Annotated in this window: 9 protein-coding genes; 7 read left to right on the top strand and 2 right to left on the bottom strand. The window is 64.1% G+C overall.

Annotated features, from left to right (window positions below):
• Positions 1–48: 48 nt before the first annotated feature.
• Positions 49–618 (bottom strand): TetR/AcrR family transcriptional regulator, encoded by a 570-nt coding sequence (locus tag E1261_RS20850; RefSeq protein ID WP_132408917.1) that lies wholly within the window; start codon positions 616–618, stop codon positions 49–51.
• Between the two features lie 201 nt (positions 619–819).
• On the opposite strand from E1261_RS20850, the gene E1261_RS20855 reads away from it, so the two are divergent.
• The 7 genes from E1261_RS20855 to E1261_RS46905 all read left to right on the top strand — a co-directional run bounded on the left by E1261_RS20855 (position 820) and on the right by E1261_RS46905 (position 7,480).
• On the top strand, positions 820–1,221 hold the full coding sequence (locus E1261_RS20855; protein ID WP_132408919.1) for an excisionase family DNA-binding protein: 402 nt from the start codon (positions 820–822) through the stop codon (positions 1,219–1,221).
• 38 nt (positions 1,222–1,259) lie between these two features.
• Positions 1,260–2,267 carry a DUF3039 domain-containing protein gene (locus tag E1261_RS20860; protein ID WP_132408921.1) on the top strand — a complete coding sequence of 336 codons (1,008 nt, stop codon included), beginning with the start codon at positions 1,260–1,262 and terminating at the stop codon, positions 2,265–2,267.
• A 203-nt stretch (positions 2,268–2,470) separates the two neighbouring features.
• On the top strand, positions 2,471–3,391 hold the full coding sequence (locus E1261_RS20865) for a hypothetical protein (RefSeq protein WP_132408923.1): 921 nt from the start codon (positions 2,471–2,473) through the stop codon (positions 3,389–3,391).
• A gap of 86 nt (positions 3,392–3,477) precedes the next feature.
• The gene (locus E1261_RS20870; protein WP_132408925.1) at positions 3,478–4,881 is read left to right on the top strand and encodes a hypothetical protein; all 1,404 of its coding nucleotides are present in this window, start codon (positions 3,478–3,480) and stop codon (positions 4,879–4,881) included.
• Between the two features lie 252 nt (positions 4,882–5,133).
• A complete protein-coding gene (locus tag E1261_RS20875; RefSeq protein ID WP_132408927.1) occupies positions 5,134–5,484 on the top strand; it encodes a hypothetical protein in 351 nt (116 codons plus the stop codon).
• Positions 5,485–5,704: 220 nt separating this feature from the next.
• Complete coding sequence (locus tag E1261_RS46440; RefSeq protein ID WP_132408929.1) at positions 5,705–6,109, top strand: hypothetical protein; 405 nt, start codon at positions 5,705–5,707, stop codon at positions 6,107–6,109.
• A 1,035-nt stretch (positions 6,110–7,144) separates the two neighbouring features.
• Entirely contained in the window at positions 7,145–7,480 is a 336-nt protein-coding gene (locus E1261_RS46905; RefSeq protein ID WP_272948596.1) for a DUF2690 domain-containing protein, read from the top strand.
• Positions 7,481–8,250: 770 nt separating this feature from the next.
• Here E1261_RS46905 and E1261_RS20890 read toward each other — a convergent pair.
• Positions 8,251–9,012 (bottom strand): GntR family transcriptional regulator, encoded by a 762-nt coding sequence (locus tag E1261_RS20890; protein ID WP_132408933.1) that lies wholly within the window; start codon positions 9,010–9,012, stop codon positions 8,251–8,253.
• Positions 9,013–10,292: the final 1,280 nt, after the last annotated feature.

Genomic DNA, 10,292 nt, shown 5'->3' on the forward strand with positions numbered 1-10,292 from the left:
AGCGATCCCCGCCAACCTGGCGGCGTGGCGGGGATCGTCCAGTCGACCTCAGCTCTCATCGGGCTGCCTCCACAGTCCTCCCAGCAGACTCCACACGACCGGAGCTGACTCCACACCTTCCTGCAACCGGGCGGCCAGCCAGAGATCGGCGGCACGCAGTACGGCGGCACTGGTCGTCAGCATGAGTTCGCGATCCACATCGGTTCTGATCACACCAATGGCTCGCCCGTTGTCGAGCACGGGCGCCAACCAGGGTGCGGGGTCCTGCGCAGTACTTGCGTTGAGCAACGCCAAGTCGTCCGGATGCGCCAGCCCGTGAGCGGTCAACCGCTCGGACGCCTCTTTCAGCCGAGTCCAGAACTCCTCGGCAGAGTCCGCGTCCTGCCAGGGAGTCAATGCCTGGAGCATCCGCGTATGGACGTCCTCGATCACCGCCGCGAAGAGGTCCTCCTTGCCGTCGAAGTACTGGTAGGCAGAGGTCTTCGAGATGCCGAGCTCGGCGATGATCTGGTTGTAGGAGGCCCGGTCGAGCCCGTCCCGGGCGAAATGCGCACGGGCCACCCGCAGGATCAGTTCACGTCGCTCGCCGGCCAGTCTGGAGAACCGCGGAAGAGGCATGTACCGATGGTACACCCCGTTGGTACACCTCAGGATCCGACCGACGCAAGTTGATGACGGTGGCCACCAATCGGAGCTCGAGCGGCTTGGACTTGCTCAGGCGAGAGGCGAGTGACACTCGAACTCTCTTGAGAGTTTCTGAAACCACCTGTAGTGTCATTTGTGACATTTGAGTCATCTGTGACTGCCTGGGGGACTGCTGTGAAGACTTTCGAGACGGCGAAGATCCCCTCTGAGCAGCTCGATGCGCTGGAGCAGTTCGCACTGTCGAACGCCGGTCCGGAGCTCCGTGCTGCGCTGTTGAGTCTTAGCCGTTTTGTTCGCGAAGACGATGCGCTGGTGGTTAGTGGCGGCTCTGAGACGGTCACTCCGAATCAAGCCGCCGAGCGGCTCGGGATGAGCCGTACGCATCTGTACAAGATGCTCGACAACGGTGAGATCGCATCGCATCGTGTTGGTCGCGATCGACGTATCCGGCTGCGTGATCTCGCCTCGTTCGAGTCGCAGCGCGACGCTGACCGTCGCGAGCTCGTCGAACGTTTCGCGCATCAGCGAAGCACGGAGTCTGGTGCGATCGACGAGATAGCTGACGGCTTGATCTGATTGGGCGTTTCGGTGCCTGATTGGGCAAAATTCGTTAGGTGCACAGCCGCCGCGCCCGACCTACTCTTCGCGCTCTTGCCGACGATCTGACGAGTGGCTGGACCTCTCCTCTGGCGCTGCGCTACCTGCGCGACAAACGGTACGACGAGCTGCATCCCCTCAGTGAGCTGCCCCATCCGATCATCGCCAAGGCCGCGGGTTCGTTCGGCGCTGATCCGGCAGAGGACAGCTTCGTCGGACAGATCGTCTGTGTGACTCAGTTGCGCCTGCTGGAGATCAAGTCGGCGCAGTGGCGCGGTGCCGTCTGGGAGGATCCTGAGTCTGGCGTGTGCTGGCTGGTCGCAGCAGGCCTCGCCAAGGGCGAACACAGGGATCATGACGATTTCTACCAGCGGGCCAAGCGAGAGAACGATTCGGGGGATGTCGCTCGTTGGCTGCCCGTCGATGAGGACAAGCGACTGCTGAGGCGGGAGACCGCTGCGCGACTCATGACCGAGTGGGAGCTTGAGGTCCAAGGTCAGGTCCTCGAAGCGCTGCGACGTGTCCGCGATGGTGGCATGCACCGGATCGAGGTGCGCCAGCCTCGCCATGTCGAGCGGAAGCTGGCGGTGATCGACCTGACTGTGACTGCAGTGCGGGAAGAGGGCTATCAGGCGGACGAGATTTTGCTGGAGATCGATACGGTGCAGGGCTCGATCGGCACCAACCTGGAGTGGCAGCTCACGATGAGGATGCTCATCACGCTCAGCCCGCCGGTGCAGAGCTGGGATCGCTACAAGGGCACATACTCAACGATTGCGGAGCCTGGCGCTTGGGCCGAGCGGACCGATCAGCTCGCCACATTGGTCGAGGCTCATGAGCTGGCAGTCTCGCAGCTGGGAACGTCCAGTCACTTCGTGCATGCCAGACACCTGGCGGGCAGCACTATCGAAGGCCGTGCGGTACGGGCGATGTGTGGTGTGTATTTCGTGCCGATGCAGGATCATGAGTCGATGCCGAAGTGCGAGACGTGCTCGATTCGCTATGGCGAGCTGCCCGAGCAATGACCAGTTTTGCCTTGGAGGCGGTCGCGGTTTTGCCTCAACCTGACCGGGCCAGCAGCGACGTACTCCGGCGAGCATATCCGCGAGCTACTGGTCGATAACGAGCCGACCCAGCGACCTTGCATCTGCCTTGTGGGTCACTCTGATGATTAGCTGGTAGGGTCCGGGCCTTTCGGCTCAGTGGGTCCGGTACGACGGGAGACGGCGTGGGTGCTCGGGATGTCGTACTGCCGTGGCGTGCGGCCAACCAGCTCTACGCGCCCCCGCGGGCGCCGGGGGAAGCCAAAAGTGCCTTCGACCGGATCGGATTCTGGCGGTCCGCCGTCGGGCTGGTCACCGTGATTCTGGTCAGTCTCAGTTTCGGCAAGGGCCCGTACTCCACCGTCGTGGAGGAGGGCGGCGGGGACTTGATCACGAACGCCAGTTTCGCGCTGATCGCGACAGTGCTCTGTGTGGCCGTCATCCACGCGATCACTCGCGGAGCTGCCCGGCGGACGCTGCGGGCCGGCACGCTGCGGATGCTGCGGAGTATCGCGTTGGTGATCCTGACCGTCATCGTCCCGGTAGTGGCGGTGCCGGCGATTCGCGCGATCTATCCCGACTACCCACTGAGCTTCCCGCTGCTGTTCCTGGTCTGCGGGCCGCTGGTGTGCACCATCTTCATCCGCCTCGGAGCCCGGCGCTCGGGCAGGTCCACCGGACGGTTCCTGCTGTACTTCCAGTTGGCCGTCATCGCGGGGTTGCTCGCGTTGAGCACGCTCGGGCTGAAGAAGGACGACCTGGGCGCAGTGCTCCTCGTGGTTGCGGTCGGTCTGCCGCTCAGCTTCTGGTGGATCGTCTATCTGTTCTTCCTGCTGTACTGGATCGGGCGCACAGTCATGTGGATTGGCGAGGTGCACCCGATGCTGGCGCCGCTCGCCGCCGTCCTCATCGTCCTGACGGCATTCGTCAACAAGCTCCTGTACTACCGGGCGGACGAGATCCCCTACATCTGGTGGATGGTCATGACATCCGCCGGGGTTGTGACGACCTGCGCGTTGGCCGTCGCAGAGATCGCCGCACAGCGGAAGGCGGGACTGCACCTCACCCGCGGCGCAGAGCCCGTGCCGTCCAAGCTCCAGCCCTGAGGGAACCGATCCAGCCGAACGGGCAGTTGGTGCTCGCATTCGACGGCTTCGGACGACTCGTGGACATGGGCCTGTACGCTCGGGCGATGGCTCTTCCGGAATCGTTGCGAAGCATCGTCGACGACCTCGCTGCTGCGGCGCGAGCTAAGGATTCGGAGGGGTTCTTCGCGGCTGGGCAGCGCCTCGCGGACGCGTTCGACGAGGCGACGCGACAAGATCTCGACGCAGCGGTCGCGTTGCTCGTGCCTGTGCTCGCCGATGCGCCTCAGTCGCTCGGCGGACCCCTTGCGGAGTACGTCGGATCGCTGGTTGGCATGGATGGGGATGTCGCGCCGGTTCTCGACGTACTGGTTGAGCGTGCGTGTCGGGCTTTGGAAGGCACGCGGCAGTTCGTGGTGCTGTACGAGGAGCTTGTTGGACCAGTCCCAGAGCGGGCGGCTTGCGGTGCACGCGAGTACGAGGCATTCGCCGAGGCCGCAGCGGGCCGGATCGACGCCCCGGGGGCGGTCGCCCGCTCGTGGATGTACTCCGAGTCGTGGGTGCAACCCGTGCTGTACCTCGCCCAGCGCGCCGACGTCCGACGTACGCTGCCGCAGCGGGAGCGGTTGACAGCGGCGGCGATTGCCGCGGAAGACGACCTTCCCGACTATGCACCTTGGCTGCTGGGGCTGCTCCGCATCCTCGACGACGAGCCGTTGGTTGTGCTGCACCGACCCACCGGCGCTACCTTTCGCGTCACGATCTCGGGCGTGGCCGACAACTTCCAGCTCCACACACTTCTCGCGGCTCACCTCATCCCGCTGCTTCCCGTCGTACGGCGAGGAGTCCTCCGTCGCCGGGACAGCTCAGCGGTGCCCGCTGCGCCCACGCCGGCGATGCTTGCGGCAGCCGATGGTTCCGGGGACCTCGCCCCGGCAGGCGGTATCACCGGTCAGTTCAACCTCGTCGACGGCACCGGCGCCTGGATCTGGAACGAAGGCCGGCCTGACGAGATCGCACGAGTCGACGGCGTACGGGTCGTCGTCCTCGACCCCGCGCCTTACGAACGCGGCTGGAACTCCGGCCGCGCGTATCCGCTCCTGTCCGCGAGTGCCGAGGTTGCTCCACTATCCGACGACGAAGCCAGCACGTGGCTGTCACGAATTGCACCCGCGAAGCCGGTCGACCAGGCGACAGACGACATCGGGTGGACTGATGATCTGTCGATGGGGCTGCCGGAAGGCGGCGACGTTGCCGGCCTCGTCAACTTCACCCTCGCCACCAACGAGCGGGGAGTCTCCGGAGACGAACTGGAGGCAGCAGTCGCCCGTGAATTCTCTCTGTCCGCCGAGGACGCCGCACTCGCCGTCGATCGCGTCTTCGGGGGAATCACCCGCGCCGCCACCCTGAACGAGGCCAACCGTCCGGATCCGGTGAAGGACCCGATCGCCTTCGAGTCGTACCGGCAGGCCCTGGAACGCAATCCGCCAACACCCGGCTCGCAGGGCTGACATCGGACCCGCAGCAGCCAACAGCCGTTCACGTAGTTCGTCAACGGTTTCCAGCTACTCCGGGTCGGCCAGCTCGGTACGCGCCAACCTCGAGACCTGCGGCTCGGACTGCTACCTCGACTTCTCCAGCGGAACCCTCGACCCCGTCGCCCCCAGCCCCGGCGACTGGTTCGAACCGGATTGGCAATCAGAGCGCGGCTATCGTCATGCATGGCTGAACGGTTCGCCCTGGACCGGACAGGGAGGGAACTGATGGCTGGCTTACTGACCCCGGCTGACCTGCCCGACGGCTTCGAGTACCCCCGCCAATTCATTCGGGTCGTGGAGCTCGGGCTGACTGATCTGGAGCCGTGGCGGATCGTCGAAGGCGAAGAACTTGCCCTGCTGCTTGATGGTCTGGGTCAGCGTTACCCGACACGGACGCTGGTCCCGTTCGCTCGCCGGATTGACGACGACGACGTTGCCTGCTGGGACTTCGATCGATCCGGCCGGGTGTCGATCATCCACGACTTCGCGTCACCGGGCTGGGAACAGCAGGCAGAGTTCGACAACTTTTATGCGTGGCTACGTCAAGCAGTCGAGGACTTGATTGAGTACGACTGACGCCGACCTGAGCCGGCTGATGTCGCACGTCTTACGACACAGCCCTGGCAGGTCGAGGTGTTTGTCAGTGGAACATCGGTGACACTTCCGGGGCGCTTGGTGGTGACACTTCGGCACGGCCTGCAGGAACATGTCGTTCCGGATCTGCCGAAATTGAGTGTGTTGGCCGAGCATGGCTGGTAGAACTTCTGTGGGTGGCTTGGATGGAGGAAGACAGAACATGACAGTGGACGGCGCGGACCTCCCGAGCAGTTCTCGTACGGCTCCTGCTCGACGGACGACGCCTGCACCCGTCACGGCCCTGTTCCTCGCGCTATTGCCGGTGACGTGGGTCGCTTTTGACGTCCTTGCGCTTGAACTGTTCGGTGCGAGCGACTCGGCCATGGGGTCACTTCTGTTCGCAACGCTCTTGAGCTGGGCAGTGGTCGGCGCAGACTCTGCGGCGCTACGCAGGGCGGGCGTACAGGTCTCGGCGTGGTGGGGCATCCTGCTTCTCCCCGTCTATTTGATCCTGCGTACGAGGCGTGCGCGCAGTTCGCTAGCGGTCCCTGCTGTGTTCTTTGCTCTCGCGGTCGCATACCTGGTCTCCGCCGATCTCATCCTGGACCGGCTCGACCTACCCTGACCTCCATCGCAAGCGCAACGAAGGCTGCAAAGAGTCCCCTGACCGCGACCCCGGGTTGCGTCCAGGAACGTCCGGATCTAGCCGCGATCCGTGCGGCCTGCCGATGTCCGGGAACCATCAAACCCGGGGCGGTTCAAGGTCTCGCCCTTCGGCGGCCATGCCGGATCTGTTCGAGTGACCAAGGGTCGTCGGAGTAGTCGTCGAATGCGTATCCGCCCTCGGCTAGGAGACGCTCAACGAGGTCACGCATCTCGGCTTGGTAGTCCCCGCGACCGGAAACACGAACCTCGACCCCGCTCCCCGCGAGTTCATCCCTCACCTGCCGCAGGGAGTCCACATCGGACGCGGAGAACGAGCCCTCGTCCTCCAACGCGTGGATTAGGTCTTGCGCAGATTCGTAGTGGGTCAAACTGATTTCAAGGCGTCGATCGGCAACCCCCGAACCATTCCGCCCCTGCGCGGTCGCCAATGTTATCGAGCAGGGGCGTCAGCGGACGCAGATCCATGCCTGGGAAGACCTGCACTGACCTCATGGCGACAGTGTCTCAGCGGCGCACCCAGGCGTCCGCACATGCCGCCGAGCGAGCGCGGCCGGTCGGCCCGAGCACATGCCTTGGTTGGCCATCAGTGTCACCGATGTGTTGAGACCGAACTGTCACCAATGTCCTGAGACATCACAGGGCTAGGGGCTGGATGTCATGTCGCAGGACATCGGTGACAGTTCGCGCGATCTTGATGCTGCGGCCCGAGATCACACATCGGGCCACCTGCTTTTCACCCAGCACAGATTCCGGGCGTCTGGTTCTGCTTGTGCAGCAAGGACTCAAGCCCGCACAACGCTGCCCCGAAGTTGTGTCGGGCCATCACGCTCCCGTTAAGGCCACCGTCGAGTGGCGGAGAACCTGAGGAGGAACCGTGACAACCCAAAGTAGTCGGAAGACGATCGGGCGAGGCGTCACCAGGAGATTTCGCCGAGCATTCGCCGGCGTCGTGATCGCCATTGCAGCTCTCTGCGTTCCGCTCACTGCATCCGCTGTGCCCGGCGGTGATCCCCAAGCGACCGGATGCGCGAACAGCGCCAGCACGATCTGGAGCCGAACCTATCTAGGAGCAGGAACCGTCGAGGTGCGATACAGCAGCGCCTGCGGAACGAACTGGGTCCGGGTCAGCGGTGCCACCGGACGACCGAGTGAGGCAGGCATCTGGTCCGCTGCATCTGGCTGGCAGTGGTCTCCCTCGTACTATCAGAGCCCGAGCCAATACTGGACGCCGATGGTGTACGCGCCCGGCAGCAACTGTGTCGTCTTCCGCGCCAAGATCGTCGATGTCAACAGCCACCTCGTCGATACCGGTAACCTCCAGCTCTGCTGAGCCGAAGCGTGGATTCGTACCGCCGGTTTCCGGACGATACGAATCCATGCCCTCTCGGTACGACGCCCGGTCGGTTTCAGCCGCGCTCAGCGAGGCGGTGCGGCGGCGGGACCTCGTCGACGTTGGTGATGACCCTTCCGTGGGCCGCCGTAGCCCACGCCGAGGTCCATGAAACCGTCACCGAAGTTCTGACACACATCCAACGGCACCGATGTGCTGAGCCATCAGGCGAGACGGCCTGGGAGTGTCGAAGAGGTCGCGGCCCCGGTGTCGACGGGTGACGTTGGCAAACGCCGCAGAACATCGCGAAGCTCAGGGCCGCGGCGCAAAACCTCAAGTAAACCTCGAGTAGTGCGTGGGGGGTAATAAGCCGTCGCCGATACTGCCTGGTGAGAGAGTCGGTGAGGGGACTCGAACCCCTAACCCCCGCTTTACGGAGGCAGGCCTGTCATGTGTTGTCGACACTCTTCGGAATCGCGCGCTGGCCTCGTCACTCTCCACCGGAGAGTGCTCATCGGTGCGTGGTGATGTGCAGTCGTTGCTGCTGATTTCTGTGAGTAAAACGGTGAGTGACTCCAGCCGGTCGACCACGAGGAGGAGCGGCAGCCGACCGCTGCGGACAACGCACCCGTGACGCGTCCCGCACAGACCCAGGCAGCGGCCCGAGGCCGCGGTGCCACATGCGAAGCAAGCGGATGTTTCACAGGCCGATGCTCGGGAGGCCTGTACTCGGCTAGCAGGCTGATCAGTCGGCCGTCGAGTGTGGTGCGTCAGTCGGCCGGGATGTCGTAGACGAGTTCGTAGCGGTTGCCGACCAAGGTCATGTCGTTGACCTCGACCGCGCGTCCGGTTGTGTCGTAGGTAGTCCGGCGTACGGCCAACACAGGGACGCCGGGTGGTAGCTGAAGCAGCACAGCTTCTTCTGCTGTGGGCATTCTCGTCGCTACCGATTCCCGGTGATGGTGCAGGACCACCCCGGCCTCTTCAAGGCGGGCATGGATTCCGCCGGCGCCCGTGTCGCCCTGCTCAATCTGCGTGCCCTCGGTCAGGTCGCGCGGTAGCCGCGATGTCGCCAGTTGCACGACGACGCCGTCAGCGCTCATCACTCGGTCGCGGACCAGGACTGGTGAACCCGGCTCGATACCCAACGCGTCGGCATGTTCGAGGCCGGCTTCTTCGATGCGGACCGTGGTCTGCACAGTTGGCTTGAATGCGTTCGCCTCGGCATCGCCTAGGAAAAATGCCTGGTTGTCTTGGCGTGCTGCCCGGCTCAGACGGCTACGGCTGAGCCGCACCACCGAGACACCTGCTCGCACGTACAGACCCTTGCCGTGTTCGGCGGTCACGATGCCCTCGGCCCGCAGCAGTCCAATTGCTTCCCGGATGGTGATCCGGGATACGCCGTAGTCAACGATGAGCTGTCGCTCGGAGGGCAACTTGTCGCCCGCTGCGTACTGACCGGCTTGGATCTTGTTGCGCAGGTCTGAGGCCACCTGACGGTACGCCGGGACACCACTCACCCGGTCGATCATCAACAGTCCTCACACTGGTTATGTCGTCTTGGCCTGTGCACAGTCTTGCACTTGCTGCCGGGGATCCAAGCCCGCCCGTTGACTCATCGCAGGCGTGTCTGCCAAACTCATAACTGGTCATGACGACATGACCAGTTGGTGAGTAAGGGGTGATGTCCAATGGAGATCAGTACGCCGCCGCGTCGATTTCATCTTGTGAGGCACCGCGACGTGTCAGGCGTCTCGGGGACGGGGATTGTTGCCGAGGGCGCCATTTGGTCAAGCGGAGCTGTTGCTCTGCACTGGCCGGGTCGCCCACGGGCAACGTCGGTATGGGCCAGCTTGGATGACCTGCGAATCGTGCACGGACACGAGGGCGCGACGGAGGTTCGATTCCTGGACACCGACGTCGGTGCGGGCGCTGAACCGTATCGAAGCGATTCCCGGGGGTGGATCGAATTCGACGGCGCGGCCATCGACCTGCCCGACGAGAGGCCCTCGCCTGATCCGCACAACTAAGCCAGTCAGGGTGTCGGCCGCGATCCCCTGCCCGGCGCCCTGACTGTTCCACCTGCAGCCGTTTGGGGGCGCGTGTCCGAGGTGCCGCGGCATTGCCGGCTACCCGGTCTCTGTAACGCCCGGTAGCTCTCGCCATCACGGCCGCCGTCGCCGGACTCGGCCTGACCGCGCAGCCGATTGCAGCGAACGTCATGCCCGCCAGATCGTCGGATGCGGCGGCGAGCGTGGCGAACACTCCCTACGGCTGGATCTATTCGGGAAACGTCACGTCGGACGCAAGCTCAATCACCACGCCCTGCTGAGGTGAAGTGAGCAATTGGTTCGTCAGGGGTTTGCCCGCTATGACTGTGCAAACCCCTGACTGATGGAGCAGTCCATGACTGAAACAGTTCACACGGCCTCCTAGACAGTGGCGGCGCCGCATCTGGTGAAGACGGTGAGTTCAGTCGCCAGGCAGGAACTGGAGAGTTCGGCGTTGAGTGGAAGGGGATTGCCGGTAGAAATCGATGTCCAGCAGCACGATGCTTCCAGTCGATGCCACACTCCGCGCAGTCGCCGACCACACCGGCCGGAAGCCCTGGCAATGGCGCGAACTATTCCGCGCACGCGACAGCAGAAGCTGAATGTGTGGGGTCGAGTGGAGCTGAGGGCGGCGGTCGGGCACCGGATGCCGGCAGCATGATGACGGTTGTGGGCAGTTCGACGCCAGCCACGGGTGATCGGTCGCGGGCGGTAGCCCGCAAGTTCCGGGCGGTAGCCCGGGGGGAGACTCAGGGTGGGCG

This window comes from Kribbella albertanoniae, from assembly GCF_004348455.1.
Taxonomy (GTDB): domain Bacteria; phylum Actinomycetota; class Actinomycetes; order Propionibacteriales; family Kribbellaceae; genus Kribbella; species Kribbella albertanoniae.